The 14758-nt window shown below is 70.3% G+C and carries 15 protein-coding genes; 14 read left to right on the forward strand and 1 reads right to left on the reverse strand.

Annotated features, from left to right (window positions below):
• The first annotated feature begins 51 nt into the window (after positions 1-51).
• The 14 genes from murF (at position 52) to ACIPY5_RS14255 (ending at position 14047) form a co-directional block, all read left to right on the forward strand.
• The gene (gene murF, locus ACIPY5_RS14190; protein WP_400971752.1) at positions 52-1464 is read left to right on the forward strand and encodes a UDP-N-acetylmuramoyl-tripeptide--D-alanyl-D-alanine ligase; all 1413 of its coding nucleotides are present in this window, start codon (positions 52-54) and stop codon (positions 1462-1464) included.
• Positions 1461-2576 (forward strand): phospho-N-acetylmuramoyl-pentapeptide-transferase, encoded by a 1116-nt coding sequence (gene mraY, locus ACIPY5_RS14195; RefSeq protein ID WP_309339979.1) that lies wholly within the window; start codon positions 1461-1463, stop codon positions 2574-2576. Before murF ends, mraY begins: the two co-directional genes overlap by 4 nt.
• On the forward strand, positions 2573-4129 hold the full coding sequence (murD, locus tag ACIPY5_RS14200) for a UDP-N-acetylmuramoyl-L-alanine--D-glutamate ligase (RefSeq protein WP_400972147.1): 1557 nt from the start codon (positions 2573-2575) through the stop codon (positions 4127-4129). The genes mraY and murD overlap by 4 nt, the downstream gene beginning before the upstream one ends.
• The gene (locus ACIPY5_RS14205) at positions 4092-5342 is read left to right on the forward strand and encodes an FtsW/RodA/SpoVE family cell cycle protein (protein WP_400971755.1); all 1251 of its coding nucleotides are present in this window, start codon (positions 4092-4094) and stop codon (positions 5340-5342) included. Before murD ends, ACIPY5_RS14205 begins: the two co-directional genes overlap by 38 nt.
• Positions 5339-6412: a UDP-N-acetylglucosamine--N-acetylmuramyl-(pentapeptide) pyrophosphoryl-undecaprenol N-acetylglucosamine transferase gene (locus tag ACIPY5_RS14210; protein ID WP_400971756.1), complete on the forward strand. Its 1074-nt coding sequence runs from the start codon at positions 5339-5341 to the stop codon at positions 6410-6412. Before ACIPY5_RS14205 ends, ACIPY5_RS14210 begins: the two co-directional genes overlap by 4 nt.
• Before the next feature lie 69 nt (positions 6413-6481).
• A complete protein-coding gene (murC, locus tag ACIPY5_RS14215; protein WP_400971758.1) occupies positions 6482-7882 on the forward strand; it encodes a UDP-N-acetylmuramate--L-alanine ligase in 1401 nt (466 codons plus the stop codon).
• A gap of 2 nt (positions 7883-7884) precedes the next feature.
• Positions 7885-8913 carry an FtsQ-type POTRA domain-containing protein gene (locus ACIPY5_RS14220; protein ID WP_400971760.1) on the forward strand — a complete coding sequence of 343 codons (1029 nt, stop codon included), beginning with the start codon at positions 7885-7887 and terminating at the stop codon, positions 8911-8913.
• A gap of 167 nt (positions 8914-9080) precedes the next feature.
• Positions 9081-10244 (forward strand): cell division protein FtsZ, encoded by a 1164-nt coding sequence (gene ftsZ / locus ACIPY5_RS14225; protein WP_400971762.1) that lies wholly within the window; start codon positions 9081-9083, stop codon positions 10242-10244.
• Positions 10241-10924, forward strand: coding sequence for a YggS family pyridoxal phosphate-dependent enzyme (locus ACIPY5_RS14230; protein WP_400971764.1), 684 nt, complete (start codon positions 10241-10243; stop codon positions 10922-10924). Before ftsZ ends, ACIPY5_RS14230 begins: the two co-directional genes overlap by 4 nt.
• Before the next feature lie 39 nt (positions 10925-10963).
• Complete coding sequence (locus tag ACIPY5_RS14235; protein ID WP_400971766.1) at positions 10964-11464, forward strand: cell division protein SepF; 501 nt, start codon at positions 10964-10966, stop codon at positions 11462-11464.
• Positions 11465-11491: 27 nt separating this feature from the next.
• On the forward strand, positions 11492-11773 hold the full coding sequence (locus ACIPY5_RS14240) for a YggT family protein (protein WP_292717988.1): 282 nt from the start codon (positions 11492-11494) through the stop codon (positions 11771-11773).
• Between the two features lie 136 nt (positions 11774-11909).
• A complete protein-coding gene (locus ACIPY5_RS14245) occupies positions 11910-12485 on the forward strand; it encodes a DivIVA domain-containing protein (RefSeq protein ID WP_309339990.1) in 576 nt (191 codons plus the stop codon).
• Positions 12486-12494: 9 nt separating this feature from the next.
• The gene (lspA, locus tag ACIPY5_RS14250; RefSeq protein WP_400971769.1) at positions 12495-13121 is read left to right on the forward strand and encodes a signal peptidase II; all 627 of its coding nucleotides are present in this window, start codon (positions 12495-12497) and stop codon (positions 13119-13121) included.
• Positions 13122-13123: 2 nt separating this feature from the next.
• Positions 13124-14047, forward strand: a complete 924-nt coding sequence (locus tag ACIPY5_RS14255) for an RluA family pseudouridine synthase (RefSeq protein WP_400971771.1) — start codon at positions 13124-13126, stop codon at positions 14045-14047.
• Between the two features lie 18 nt (positions 14048-14065).
• On the opposite strand, the gene ACIPY5_RS14260 is transcribed toward ACIPY5_RS14255, so the two are convergent.
• The gene (locus ACIPY5_RS14260) at positions 14066-14665 is read right to left on the reverse strand and encodes a TetR/AcrR family transcriptional regulator (protein ID WP_400971773.1); all 600 of its coding nucleotides are present in this window, start codon (positions 14663-14665) and stop codon (positions 14066-14068) included.
• Between the last annotated feature and the right edge of the window lie 93 nt (positions 14666-14758).

Here is a 14758-nt window from a genome sequence, read left to right on the forward strand (position 1 = left end):
GGCCGCCGTCGCCCGGGAACGGCGACATCGCCCACGGAGGATCCCATCCCCATGATCGCTCTGCCCCTCGCGGAGATCGCCGAGATCGTCGGCGGCGAACTGCGACCCGCTGCAGGTCACGATCCCGCATCGATCGTGTCCGGAGTCGTCGACACCGACTCGCGGCAGATGACCCAGGGCGGCATCTTCGTCGCCAAGCCCGGTGAGACCACCGACGGGCACCGTTTCGTCGGCGCCGCGATCGAGAACGGCGCCGTGCTGGCGCTCGTCGAGCACCCCGTCGATGAGGCGATCTCGCAGATCGTCGTGCCGGACGTCGTCGACGCGATCGCGGAGCTCGCGCGCGCCGTCGTGGCGCGCGTCCGCGCGGCCGGCGACCTGCGGATCGTCGGCGTCACCGGCTCGAACGGCAAGACCACGACCAAGAACTTCCTCGCCCGGATCCTGCAGGACGAGGGCGAGACGATCTCGCCGATCGCGTCCTACAACAACGAGGTCGGCGCCCCGCTCACGATGCTGCGGATCACCGACACCACCCGCTTCCTGGTGTGCGAGTTCGGCGCCAGCGCGCCCGGCGAGATCGCCCGCCTCGCAGGGCTCGTGCACCCCGACGTGGTCATCGAGCTCATGGTCGGCCTCGCGCACGCCGGCGGCTTCGGCGGGATCGAGGAGACCGCTCGCGCCAAGGCGGAGCTCGTCGCGGCCGCGACCCGGGGCGGGACCGCCGTGCTGAACCTCGACGACCCGCGCGTGGCCGGCATGGCGCCGCTCGCCGAGGAGCACGGACTGCGGATCGTCGGCTTCGGCCAGGGACCGGCCGCCGCCGTGCGCGCGGCCGGCATCGACGTCACCGCATCCGGCACCTCGTGCACCGTGCTCGTGGACGGCCAGGAGCTGCCGCTGCGACTGCAGGTGCTGGGCGCGCATCACGTGAACAACGCCCTGGCCGCGATCGCCGCGGCACGCGCGCTCGGCGTCGCGCCCGCCGACGCGATCGCGCGCCTGGAGACGGTGCAGCTCGCCGAGCGCTGGCGCATGCAGCCCATGGGCGGCGCCGAGGTGCGCATCATCAACGACGCGTACAACGCGAGCCCCGATTCCATGGCGGCGGCGCTGCGCACGCTCGCGCAGATCACCGGTCCCGATGAGCGGACGGTCGCCGTGCTGGGCGCGATGAGCGAGCTCGGCGAGACCGCCGGCGATGAGCACGACCGGATCGGCCTGCTCGCCGTGCGCCTGAACATCCAGCGCATCGTCGTCGTCGGCGCCGATGCGCGCCGGCTCTACCTCGCGGCCGTGGGCGAGGGGTCGTGGGACGGCGAGGCCGTGCACCTCGCCGACGCCGACGCCGCCTTCGAGTACCTCCAGGCCGAACTGCGCCCCGGGGATCGCGTGCTCGTCAAGTCGTCCAACTCCGCCGGACTCCGGTTCCTCGGCGATCGTCTGGGAGAATCGTTCTCGTGAGATCCCTGCTTACCTCCGCCGCGATCTCCCTCGCGTTCACGCTCCTGCTGACCCCGGTCTTCCTCCGGCTGTTCCGGAAGTGGGGCTGGGGGCAGGTCATCCGCACGCCGGAGTCCATCAGCAACCCCAGCCATCAGGCCAAGCGCGGCACGCCCACGATGGGCGGCGTGATCTTCATCCTCGGCACCGTGGTCGGATACGTGGTCGGCACCTTCACGGGCGGCAGCTATCCCACGGTCTCCGGTCTGCTGGTCATCTGGCTCATGCTGGGCTTCGGTGCGGTCGGGTTCATCGACGACTACATGAAGCTGCGCCAGCGCAACAGCCTCGGGCTCTCCGGCTGGCGCAAGATCCTCGGCCAGGTGCTCGTCATGGTGCCGTTCGGGATCGTCGCGCTGACCGTGCGCAGCCCCGCCGGCAACACCCCGGCCAGCGCGTTCGTCTCGCTCTTCCGCGACATCCCCGTGCTGTGGCTGTTCGCGCTCGGCCCGATCGTCGGCTGGCTGCTCTACCTGCTCTGGATCTCGGTGATCGGCATCGCCACCTCCAACAGCGTGAACCTCACCGACGGTCTGGACGGCCTCGCCGCCGGCTGCGCGGTGTTCGTGATCGGCGCCTACAGCCTCATCTCGTTCTGGCAGTTCAAGCAGTCCTGCACGGTGGAATCGCTCTCGCCGTCCTCCCTAGCCGGCTGCTACGACGTCGCGCACCCGTTCGACCTCGCCGTCATCTCGGCGTCCTTCGTCGGCGCGCTCATCGGCTTCCTCTGGTGGAACGCGCCCAAGGCGAAGGTCTTCATGGGCGATGTCGGATCCATGTCGATCGGCGGCGTGATCGCGGCCCTCGCGATCCTCACCCGCACCGAGCTCCTGCTCGTGCTCCTGGCCGGCGTCTTCATCATCGCCTCCGGTTCGGTGATCGTGCAGCTGGCCTACTTCAAGCTCACGCGCGGCAAGCGGCTGTTCCTGCAGAGCCCGTTCCACCATCACCTCGAGATGCGCGGGTGGCCGGAGGCCACGATCGTGGTGCGCATGTGGATCATCGCCGGCCTGCTGTCGGTGTCGGCGTTCGGCCTGTTCTACGTCGAGTGGCTGAGGCAGACCAGCTCATGACCCGCGACCTCGATGCCCTGACCAGCTGGCACTCCGACTGGCGGGGACTCCGCGTCGCGGTGCTCGGACTGTCCGTGACCGGCTTCTCGGCCGCCGACACCCTGACCGAGCTCGGCGCCGAGGTGCTCGTGCTCTCCGAGAGCGCGACCGAGGAGTACGAGCGGCTGGTGCCGCTGATCGGCGCCCAGCTGTGGATCGGCGATCTCGGATCCGTGCCGGAGCGCCTCGTCGATTTCGCCCCCGAGGTCGTGATCGCCTCGCCGGGGTTCGCCCCCGCCCACCCGGTGATCTCATGGATCCGCACCCAGCCGATCGCGCTGTGGGGCGACATCGAACTCGCCTGGCGCGTGCGGGACAAGGTCCTCCGCGACGACGGCACTCCCGCGGAATGGGTGCTGATCACCGGTACGAACGGCAAGACCACCACGACCCAGCTCACCGCGACCATGCTCGTCGCGGGCGGGCTGCGCGCCGCGCCCTGCGGGAACATCGGCGTGCCCGTCCTCGACGCGGTGCGCGACCCCGGCGGCTTCGACGTGCTCGTGGTCGAGCTCTCCAGCCACCAGCTCTGGTACCTCGGGCTCTCGGATCCCGCCGGTCAGCCGGTGCCGTGGGCGGCCACGTGCCTCAACCTCGCCGACGACCACCTGGTCTGGCATGGCAGCGCCGAGGCCTACCGCGACGCCAAGGCCCTCGTGTACCGGAACACCCGGACGGCGTGCGTCTACAACAAGGCGGACGAGGCCACGCAGCGCATGGTCGAGGACGCGGACGTGATCGAGGGGGCCCGCGCGATCGGGTTCGGACTGGGGATCCCCGGTCCGAGCGATCTGGGCGTGGTCGAGGGGATCCTGGCCGACCGGGCCTTCCTCGACGACCGCCGCAACAGCGCGCTCGAGCTCACGACCGTCGCGGATCTCGCCGCGCACGGGCTGAACGCCCCGCACATCGTGCAGAACATCCTCGCCGCCGCGGCCCTCAGCCGCTCGCTCGGGACCGAGCCGGCGGCGATCAAGACGGCGCTGGACGACTTCCGCCTCGACGCGCACCGCATCCAGGTCATCGCCCGTGCGGCGGGGGTCACCTGGGTGGACGACTCGAAGGCGACGAACCCGCACGCGGCGCAGTCGTCGCTGCAGGCGTTCCCCGGCGCGATCTGGATCGTCGGCGGGGATCTGAAGGGAATCGACCTGTCGGACCTCGTGGCGGGGGCCGGAGCGACGGCGCGCGCCGCGGTGGTGATCGGCGTCGACCGCGGTCACGTGCTCGAGGCGTTCGCGCGACACGCGCCGGCGGTGCAGGTCCTGGAGGTCGTCCCCGGCGACACTGAAGAGGTCATGACCCGCGTCGTGGAACTGGCCGCGGGCATCGCCCAGGAGGGGGACACCGTGCTCCTCGCTCCGGCGGCGGCGTCCTTCGACCAGTTCGCGAGCTACGCGGATCGCGGCCACCGCTTCGCCGAGGCGGTGCGGCAGTGGATCGATCAGGGACGGTCGAGCGATCAGGGGAGCACCGATGACGCAGGTGGCACCACGCCGGACGCCGGCGCCTGAGCCCCGCGTCGACGGACTCGCCGCCCGGGTGCGACTGGGACGGGTCTTCCGTCCGGTGTCCACCGAGTTCGCGCTGATCGCCTCCTCGTCGCTGCTGCTGACCCTCTTCGGGCTGGTGATGATCCTCTCGGCCTCGAGCGCCAACGCGCTGGACCAGGGGAAGGGCCCCTTCTCGATCGTCCTGCTGCAGGCGCTGGTCGCCGCGGTCGGCGTGCCGCTCATGTTCCTGATGAGCCGCTTCCCGGTCCGCTTCTGGAAGCGCATGGCGTGGCCGCTGCTCATCCTCTCGGTCGGCGCGCAGCTGCTCGTCTACACGCCCCTCGGCGTGGAGAACGACGGCAACACGAACTGGCTCAACGTCGGAGGGCAGCTGCTCCAGCCCTCGGAGTTCATCAAGCTCTCGCTGGCGATCTGGGCCGGCTTCATCCTGTGGCGCAAGCAAGCACTGCTGACCCGCTGGCAGCATGTCTTCATCCCACTCCTTCCGGTCGCGTTCCTCGCGATCGGGTCCGTCTACGGCGGCGGGGACCTCGGCACCTCGATGGTGCTGTTCCTCCTGCTGCTGGGCGCGATGTTCTTCTCCGGCGTGCGGATGCGGGTCTTCCTGCTGCCGCTGATCATCATCGCGGCCGCCGTGCTCCTGTTCGCCCTCACGAACGAGCGGCGCCGGATGCTGATCTTCAGCATGTTCAGCACGCAGAGCGACACGAGCTGCTACCTCACCACCTGCTGGCAGCAGGTGCACGCGGTCTGGGGGATGGCCAATGGCGGGATCTTCGGGCTCGGCCTCGGAAACTCCCGCGAGAAGTACGGCTGGCTCCCCGCCGCCTCCAACGACTACATCTTCGCGATCGTGGGGGAGGAGCTGGGACTCATCGGCTGCGCCCTCGTGCTCGCGCTGTTCGCACTGTTCGCGGTCGCCGTGTTCCGCATGATCCGCCGCACCGACGACCTCTTCGTCCGCGTCACCTCGGGGGGCATCGTGGTGTGGATCCTGTCGCAGGCGCTCATCAACATCGGCGTCGTGCTGCGGATCTTCCCGGTGCTCGGCGTCCCTTTGCCGTTCATGTCTCAGGGCGGCACCTCGCTGCTGTCGGTGCTGCTCGCCTGCGGGGTGCTGCTGTCTTTCGCCCGCACACTGCCTGCACCGGCGAAGAGCCCCGCGTCCGGGCGGAGCCGGCCCGCAGGCCGGTCGGGTAGCCTCGGGAAGTGACCACGTATCTTCTGGCCGGCGGTGGTACCGCCGGCCATGTCAATCCGCTGCTCGCCGTGGCCGACGGCCTGCGCGCCCGCGACCCGGAGACGGGAGTCCTCGTGCTCGGCACGCGCGAGGGGCTCGAAGCGCGGCTCGTGCCGCAGCGCGGCTACGAACTGCTCACGGTCGACAAGGTGCCGTTCCCGCGCCGCCCGAACGGGGCCGCCCTCGCGTTCCCCGCTCGGTTCTCGCGCGCGGTGAAGCAGGTGCGCTCGTACATCCGCGAGCACGGCGTGGACGAGGTGATCGGCTTCGGCGGCTATGCCTCGGCGCCGGCCTATGTGGCCGCGCGCCGTGAGCGGGTGCCGTACGTCGTGCACGAGGCCAACGCCCGCCCCGGCATGGCGAACGTGCTCGGCGCCCGCTCCGCGGCCGCCGTCGGAGTCGCGTTCCCGGGAACGCCCCTGCGCGGCGGCGAGGTCGTCGGGATGCCGCTGCGGCGGGAGATCGTCGACCTGGACCGTTCGGCGCTCCGCGCGGAGGCGGCGGCGGCGTTCGGACTCGACCCGCAGCGACCCGTCCTGCTCGTGTTCGGCGGCTCCCTCGGAGCGCAGCGCCTGAACGAGGCGATCGCCGGATCCTGGCAGGACGTCCTCGACGCGGGATGGCAGATCCTGCACGCGACCGGCGACCGCTCCGACATGCCGGATCCCGGCGTTCCGGGCTATGCCCTGCGCCGCTACCTGGACCGGATGGATCTCGCGTTCGCACTGGCGGATCTGATCCTCTCCCGCTCCGGCTCGGCGACCGTGAGCGAGATCAGCGCTCTCGGCATCCCCGCGATCTACGTGCCCTACGCCGTCGGCAACGGCGAGCAGCGCTTGAACGCCGCGTCGGCGATCGACGCGGGCGCGGCGCTGCTGATCGAGGACGGGCAGCTCACCCCGGAGCGCGTGCGGGCCGAGGTGGTCCCGCTGCTGGGCGACGACGTCCGCCGCGAGGCGATGCGGACCTCCGCCGAGCGCGTCGGATCGCGGACCGGAACCGAGGATCTCATCGCTCTCGCCGACCGCGCGCTCGCGCGCTGAGCGTCCCGCAGCCCTGACCCGGCGAGCCGGGCCTCAGGCCCCCTCGCCCCGACTTAGGATGATTCAGCCATGATCAGACCCGACCTCTCCCTGCCGATCCCGGACGACATCGCCGCTGCCCACTTCATCGGCATCGGCGGCTCCGGGATGTCGGGCCTCGCCCGCATGTTCCTCGACGCGGGGATCCGCGTGTCCGGCAGCGATCGCGCGGACAGCGCCAACCTGCAGGCCCTCGCGGCGCTCGGCGCCGACGTGCACGTCGGGCACGATGCGGCGAACCTCGGCGACGCGGACACGGTCGTGCACACGGGGGCGATCTGGCCCGAGAACCCCGAGTTCGTGCTCGCCAAGGAGCGCGGCCTGCACGTGATCCACCGGTCCCAGGCGCTGCACTGGCTGATCCGCGGACGGCGCCTGGTGTCGGTCGCCGGAGCGCACGGCAAGACGAGCTCGACGGGCATGATCGTCACCGCGCTTCAGGATCTCGGCGCCGATCCGAACTTCGTCAACGGCGGCGTGATCGAGCAGCTCGGCACCTCCAGCTCCTCCGGCGCGGACGACCTCTTCGTGATCGAGGCGGACGAGTCCGACGGCACCTTCCTGCTCTACGACACCTCCGTCGCGCTGATCACGAACGTCGACCCCGACCACCTGGACCATTACGGATCGGACGAGGCGTTCCACGACGCGTTCGTGACCTTCGCGAACGCGGCGAGCGAGGCCGTCGTCATCTCGAGCGACGATCCCGGTGCGTTGCGCGTGCGGGCGGGGATCACGCATCCGAACGTGATCTCCTTCGGCTTCGCAGGCGACGCGGATCTGAGGATCACCGATGTCGTCACGGACGGACCCGTCGCCGCGACCCTGACCATGCACGGAGCCTCCGCCCGCATGCAGCTCGCGGTTCCGGGCGTGCACAACGCGATCAACGCGGCCGGTGCGGTCGCCGTGCTCACGACGCTCGGGTACACGCTGGCCGACGCCGCCCGCGCGATGGAGGGCTTCGCGGGCACCGTCCGGCGCCTCGAACTGCACGGCACCGCACGCGGGGTGAGCGTCTACGACGACTACTCGCATCACCCGACCGAGGTGCGCGCCGCTCTGGAGGCCATGCGCACGATCGTCGGCGAGGGCCGGATCATCGCGATCCAGCAGCCGCACACGTACTCGCGCACGCAGCACATGTACCGCGAGTTCGCCGAGGTGCTCGAGACCTACGCCGATCACACCGTCATGCTCGACGTCTACGGGGCGCGCGAGGATCCGGTCCCCGGTGTCACCGGCGAGCTGGTCAGCGGCGCGTTCGCCGATCCGCACCACGTGCACTACGTCGCGGACTGGCAGCAGGCCGCCGACTACACGGCATCCGTGGCACGCGACGGCGACTACGTGATCACGCTCGGCTGCGGCAACGTCTACCAGATCATCCCGCAGGTGCTGGACGCGCTGCGCACCACCGCCGAGGACTGATCATGCGCCGGCCGTCCGCGATCCCCTCTCCCGCGCCTCCGGTCGAGCCGGAGCGCCAGGCCAGGGGACAGCTCTTCGACGGTGCGCGCCGGCGGACCGCGGGATTCGGCATCGACGCCTCGGCGGCGCCCGAGACCGACGCGGGCGCCGCGGTGCCCGAGGACGCGAACACCACCGCGCCGATCCCGCTCGACCGTGCGGCCTCGGCCGTCCCCTCGCCCCCGCGGGAGCGTGCGGAGCAGCCGGATCCGGGGTCGTCGCAGGAGGACGTCCCCCTGACCGCCCGCGATCTCTGGCAGGCGACCAGGGCGCGCCGGAGGGCATTGCGCACCGAGATCCGTCGCTTCACCCAGCGCTCCCGGCGACGGAGGATCGGCTGGGTCGTGGGGATCGCGCTCGCACTGCTCGTCGTGGGCGGCAGCGTCGGCGCGGCGTACAGTCCGCTGTTCGCCGTGGAGACCGTCACGGTGGAGGGGACGAGCGCGCTCAAGGCGGCCGACGTGCAGAAGGCCCTGTCCGGGCAGGTCGGCAGGCCGCTGGCGCTCGTCGACTCCAGCGCCGTCAAGGCGGCGCTCGTCGCCTTCCCGCTGATCGAGACCTATCGCCTCGAGGCGCACCCTCCGCACGATCTCGTCGTGCGGATCGTGGAGCGCACGCCCATCGGGGTCCTCCAGGCCGATGACGGGCGCTTCATCGTCGTGGACGCTGCGGGCGTCGTCCTCTCGACCTCTGAGGCCCGGCCCGCCGGATACGCCCTGATCGACGTCGTCGGCGGAACAGGATCCAAGGCGTTCGCCGCGGTGGGCACGGCGCTCCGCTCGCTGCCCGCCGAGCTGCGCGGCCAGGTCGACGGCGCCACCGCGTCGACCCCGGACGACATCGCGCTGAAGCTGTCCGGCGGTGCGCAGGTGGTGTGGGGGAGCGCGGAGCAGTCGGCGCTCAAGACCCGCTCGCTCCAGGCGCTCATGAAGGCGAATCCGAGCGCGGCGACGTACGACGTGTCGTCGCCGGGCGTCGGCATCGTCGGCTGAGCACGAATATCCGAAACGATCGCGCGCAGGCGCGTGTCGCTTGGCTTCCGCGCGCCCTGTGCCGCTTACCTTCGATCCAAGAGAAAGCAATACCGGGAAATACTTTAACCTTCTGCTTGAGGTTTAAGGTTGCCCGGCTCGAGGCTCGAAATACATCGGAGGACGGGATGAGCCAGAACCAGAACTACCTTGCCGTGATCAAGGTCGTCGGTGTCGGCGGTGGTGGCGTCAACGCCGTCAATCGCATGATCGATCTCGGCCTTCGCGGCGTCGAGTTCATCGCGATCAACACCGATGCGCAGGCGCTCCTGATGAGCGATGCGGACGTCAAGCTCGACGTCGGGCGCGACCTCACCCGCGGCCTCGGCGCCGGAGCGGACCCCGAGGTCGGACGCCGCGCCGCAGAGGACCACGCGGAGGAGATCGAGCAGGCGCTGACCGGCGCCGACATGGTCTTCGTGACCGCGGGCGAGGGTGGTGGCACCGGCACCGGTGGCGCCCCGATCGTGGCGCGCATCGCCAAGTCGATCGGCGCCCTGACCATCGGCGTCGTGACCAAGCCGTTCTCGTTCGAGGGCCGCCGTCGGCAGAGCCAGGCCGATGCCGGCGTGGCGAAGCTGAAGGAAGAGGTCGACACCCTCATCGTGGTGCCGAACGACCGCCTGCTCGAGATCAGCGACCGCGGCATCTCGATGATCGAGGCCTTCGCGACCGCCGACCAGGTGCTCCTCGCCGGTGTGCAGGGCATCACCGATCTGATCACCACGCCGGGTCTCATCAACCTCGACTTCAACGACGTCAAGTCGGTCATGCAGGGGGCAGGATCCGCGCTCATGGGCATCGGCTCGGCCCGCGGCGCGGACCGCGCGATCAAGGCGGCGGAGCTCGCCGTCGAATCGCCTCTGCTCGAGGCCTCGATCGAGGGCGCGCACGGCGTGCTGCTGTCGATCCAGGGCGGATCGAATCTCGGCATCTTCGAGATCCACGACGCGGCGGACCTGGTCAAGGAGGCGGCGCACCCCGAGGCCAACATCATCTTCGGAACGGTCATCGACGACACCCTCGGCGACGAAGTGCGCGTCACGGTGATCGCGGCCGGGTTCGACAACGGCGAGCCCACACTGCGCCTCGACCCGCAGATCTTCTCGCGCACGACGGCACCCGCTGTCGCCGAGAAGCCCGCGGTCGAGGAGCGCGAGGACGAGGCCCAGGCCGAGGAGTCGCCGCGCGAGACCGCTCCTGTGACCGTGCCGTCGATCCCGCCCGTGCACACCAGCATCGAGCCGGCGTTCGACGAGAGCGATCTCGACATCCCCGAGTTCCTGAAGTGACCGCGGTCGCCGAGCGGCTGTCCGCGATCGATGCAGCGATCGCGGACGCCGCACGGCGCGCGGGACGGGATCCCGCAGAGATCACGCGCATCGTCGTGACCAAGTTCCATCCCGCGTCCCTCGTGAGCGAGCTGTACGGCCTCGGCGTCCGCGAAGTGGGGGAGAACAGGCAGCAGGAGCTCTCCGCGAAGGCGGAGGCACTCGCGGAACTTGATGATCTGCGCTGGCACTTCATCGGGCAGGCGCAGACGAACAAGGCTGGCGCGATCCGTCGCGCGGCCCAGGCGGTGCACTCCGTGGACCGCCTGCGCATCGCGGAGGCGCTCGACCGTGCGGCGACCGACGACGCGCAGCTCGACGTCCTGCTGCAGATCAACCTCACCGACGACCCCGGTCGCGGGGGAGTGGCGCCCTCGGAGCTCGAGCGTCTCGCCGAGCAGGTGCTCGCCCTGCCGACGCTGCGGCTGCGCGGTGTGATGGCCGTCGCCCCGCTGGACGAGGACCCGGCCGCGGCGTTCGCCCGCGTCCACGAGTCCTCTCGGCGCCTGCGCGCGGTGGCGCCGGAAGCCGATTGGATCTCGGCGGGCATGACCGGCGATTTCGCCGAGGCGATCGCGGCAGGCGCGACACACCTGCGCATCGGCTCCGCAATCACGGGGCCGCGGCCCGCACAGGGTTAGCCTCGAAACAGAACCACCCCTACACGTTCGGAGGACACGATGGGGAACCCGCTGAAGAAGACCATGGTGTACCTCGGCCTCGCCGATGAGGAAGAGGTCTACGAGGAGCAGGCTCCGGCCGCGCAGAGCGGCCGCCAGGAGCAGGTCCGCCACGAGCCCATCCGCCGTGACGAGGTGCGTCGCGAGCGCGAGGAGGCGAAGCCGGCTCCTGTGACGCCGCTGCGCCGTCCGACCGCCGTGCGTCAGCCGTCCGTCGGCGCCGTGAACGAGATCCTCACGGTGCACCCGAAGCAGTACCGCGATGCTCAGGTCATCGCGGAGAGCTTCCGCGACGGCATCCCGGTGATCATCAACCTCTCGCAGATGAGCGACGCCGACGCGCGCCGGCTGATCGACTTCGCGAGCGGACTCTCGCTCGGCCTGTACGGGCGCATCGAGCGCGTGACGAGCAAGGTCTTCCTGCTGTCGCCGGAGAGCATCGCGGTGTCGGGGCAGGGCGGGATGGCCGGGGGCGACGAGCCCGCGCTCGCGCACTCCTGACGCGTGGTGGTGCCGCCCGCGGTCTCCATGATCGCAGCGATTCTCAACATCCTGCTGCTGCTGTATCTGCTCACGCTGTTCGCGCGGTTGATCCTGGAGTACATCCCCATCTTCAACCGTTCGTGGCGCCCCCGCGGTGCGGGCCTGATCGTCGCCGAGATCGTCTACACGCTCACGGATCCGCCGATCCGACTGTTCCGACGCCTCATTCCTCCGCTGAGGATCGGACCGGTCGCGCTCGACCTGGGCTTCACGCTCACCATGATCATCGTGCTCATCCTGATGTCGATCACCCGATCGTTCATCTAGGGCGCGTCGCCGCGCCCGCTGGCGCGCGCCTTCGCGGCGTCGCGATCGGAAGGCTATGCTTTTCTGAAGGTGCACGCCGAGGGGCAGGCGCCATTTCCACCCGGCCACCGAGAACTCATCGAAAGAGGAGCCACCCATGGCACTGACCCCGGATGACGTCGTCACCAAGCAGTTCCAGCACGTCCGCTTCAAGGACGGCTTCGACCCGGACGAGGTCGACGACTTCCTCGACGAGGTCGTGCTCGAGTGGCGCAAGGCCCTCGACGAGAACACCGAGCTGAAGGCGAAGCTGGCCGCCTACGAGTCCGGCGAGAAGGCCGCTCCCGTGGCCGAGGCTCCTGCCGCCGCCGCTCCCGCGCCCGTCGCCGCCCCGGTCGCCGAGACCGGTGCGCCGGCCGCCGCGACCGCCGGCATCATCGAGCTCGCGCAGCGTCTGCACGACGAGCACGTCGCCGAGGGCAAGTCCCAGCGCGACCAGCTCATCGCCGACGCGAAGGCCCAGGCCTCGAAGATCCTCGCCGACGCCGAGCAGAAGCAGCGCGAGGAGACCTCGCGTCTCGAGCGCGAGCGCAACGTGCTCGAGGGCAAGATCACCGAGCTGCACGACTTCGAGCGTTCGTACCGCACGCAGCTGCGCAGCTACATCGAGGGACAGCTCCGCGACCTCGACGAGAAGGGCGGCCCCAGCGGGGACGCCTCCTCCGCGCAGTAAGGGGCCCCGTTGACCCGGCGTCAACCGCTTCACGGTTCGGCGGCCGGCGCGATCATTGCGATCCTCGCAGTGCTCGTGCTGGCCGCCGACCAGTTTGTGAAGTACCTCACCATCACCCACCTGCCCCAGGAGCAGGTCGTTCCCGTGCTCGGGGGCTTCCTGCAGCTCTTCTACATCCGCAATTCCGGGGCGGCGTTCTCGATCGGCGCGGGCTACACGTGGGTCTTCACGATCGCACTGGCCGTCGTCGCGTGCGTGATCGTGTGGAAGGCCTTCTCGGTGCGCGCGCGGTTGTGGGCGGTCGTGCTCGGAGCGCTGCTGGGCGGCGTGCTCGGGAACCTCTCCGACCGGATCTTCCGCGAACCGGGATTCGGCGTCGGCCACGTCGTCGACATGATCTCGATGCCGTGGATGCTGCCGGCCATCTTCAACGTCGCCGACATCTTCATCGTCTGCGGCATGATCTCGATCGCGCTGCTGATCATCGTGGGACTCCGTCTCGACGGCACGCGCGAACGCGACCACAAGGACGAGTCCGCGGCCGAGTCGGCGGACGACGCCCCTGCCGAGGACGCGGCGACCGAGGCGGATCCGCAGCATTCCGCGCGCCGCGACGGCGCCGGAGCAGAGGACTGACCGTGGAATCCCGCTCGCTTCCCGTCCCCGACGGGCTGGACGGCGTCCGGGTCGATGCCGCCCTCGCGAAGATGCTCGGCTTCTCGCGCACGTTCGCGGCCGAGGTCGCGGAGGCCGGGGGAGTGACTCTCGACGGCACCGTGCTGGGCAAGTCGGACAAACTGCGCGCCGGCGGCTGGCTCGACGTCGAGTGGGCGCCGAAGGAGGCGCCGCGGATCGAACCCATCGCCGTGCCCGAGCTCGGCATCGTCTACGACGACGACGACATCGTGGTGGTCGACAAGCCCACCGGCGTCGCCGCGCACCCGTCCCTGGGCTGGGAGGGGCCGACGGTCGTCGGCGCCCTGGCGGCCGCGGGATTCCGGATCGCCACGAGCGGCGCCCCCGAGCGGCAGGGCGTCGTGCACCGCCTGGATGTGGGGACCAGCGGCCTCATGGTGGTCGCGAAGTCCGAGGCGGCGTACTCGGAGCTCAAGCGCGCCTTCAAGGAGCGCACGGTCGAGAAGATCTACCACGCGGTCGTGCAGGGGCACCCCGACCCGCTCGCCGGCACGATCGACGCGCCGATCGGGCGGCACCCGAACCATTCCTGGAAGTTCGCGGTCATCCCCGACGGCAAGCCCTCGGTGACCCACTACGAGACGCTCGAGGCCTTTCCCGGCGCATCGCTGCTGGAGATCCACCTCGAGACCGGTCGGACGCACCAGATCCGCGTGCACATGGCCGCGCATCGGCATCCGTGCGTGGGGGATCCGCTGTACGGCGCCGACCCGACGCTGTCCGCCCGTCTCGGACTCACGCGGCAATGGCTGCACGCGCACCGGCTGGGGTTCGCCCACCCGGTGACCGGCGTGTGGGTCCAGACGGAATCGCCGTACCCGGCCGATCTCCAGCACGCGCTCGACGTGCTCCGCGGCGAGGACTGAGTCCCAGGCCCGGCAGGTTCAGAGCGGCAGCTCGCCCGTCGCGGAGACGACTCCGTCGAGCGTCGCCTCCAGGAATCGGACGACGACCTCCGGATCCTCATCCCGGTCGATGACGAGACTGATCAGCGTCTCCTCGGTGAAGGACACCCAGGAGCGCAGGGCGACGCGCAGGCCCGGCGTGTCCGGCGTGCCGAGCTCGGTGAACGCGTCGAGGAGCCGTTCGGCGTTGAGATCGCGCGACTCGTCGACCACTCGGCGGACGGCGGGGTCGCCGCTCGCGATGCCGCGCACGAGCGAATGGAACGTGCCCTGGTGCTGGCGCACGAACTCCGTGATGCGCAGGAGCGTGTCGCGGATCCGTGCGCGCGGCTCCAGGTCGTCGCGGGGCTCCGAGGCGAGCAGCAGGCTGTCCCTGGCCATGGTGACGACCGCGAGGTGCATGCCCTGCCGGGTGTCGAAGTAGTGGAACAGGAGGGGGCGGGACACGCCGGCTCGCTGGGCGAGCACGTCCATGGTGAGCTCGTCCAGGGAATGCTCGGCGAGGAAGTTCACCCCGGTCGCGACGAGTTGCGCACGACGTTCCTCCGGTGTCAGGCGGATGCGTCGCAGGTCGGGCATGCCCCGAGCCTAGTGGGACGGGAGCACTTCCCGCGTCCGGTATTGACTCTGAGTCAACGGGCAATATACTCGACCAGGTGAGCGCCGCCATCG

Source organism: Microbacterium sp. NPDC089698, assembly GCF_044749045.1.
GTDB lineage: Bacteria > Actinomycetota > Actinomycetes > Actinomycetales > Microbacteriaceae > Microbacterium.

Excerpts from the sequence above, each read along its gene's own strand:
- murF (WP_400971752.1), top strand. The coding sequence starts at position 52 with ATGATCGCTCTGCCCCTCGCGGAGATCGCCGAGATCGTCGGCGGCGAA.
- murD (WP_400972147.1), top strand. The coding sequence starts at position 2,573 with ATGACCCGCGACCTCGATGCCCTGACCAGCTGGCACTCCGACTGGCGG.
- ACIPY5_RS14205 (WP_400971755.1), top strand. The coding sequence starts at position 4,092 with ATGACGCAGGTGGCACCACGCCGGACGCCGGCGCCTGAGCCCCGCGTC.
- murC (WP_400971758.1), top strand. The coding sequence starts at position 6,482 with ATGATCAGACCCGACCTCTCCCTGCCGATCCCGGACGACATCGCCGCT.
- ACIPY5_RS14220 (WP_400971760.1), top strand. The coding sequence starts at position 7,885 with ATGCGCCGGCCGTCCGCGATCCCCTCTCCCGCGCCTCCGGTCGAGCCG.
- ftsZ (WP_400971762.1), top strand. The coding sequence starts at position 9,081 with ATGAGCCAGAACCAGAACTACCTTGCCGTGATCAAGGTCGTCGGTGTC.
- ACIPY5_RS14235 (WP_400971766.1), top strand. The coding sequence starts at position 10,964 with ATGGGGAACCCGCTGAAGAAGACCATGGTGTACCTCGGCCTCGCCGAT.
- ACIPY5_RS14240 (WP_292717988.1), top strand. The coding sequence starts at position 11,492 with ATGATCGCAGCGATTCTCAACATCCTGCTGCTGCTGTATCTGCTCACG.
- ACIPY5_RS14245 (WP_309339990.1), top strand. The coding sequence starts at position 11,910 with ATGGCACTGACCCCGGATGACGTCGTCACCAAGCAGTTCCAGCACGTC.
- ACIPY5_RS14260 (WP_400971773.1), bottom strand. The coding sequence starts at position 14,665 with ATGCCCGACCTGCGACGCATCCGCCTGACACCGGAGGAACGTCGTGCG.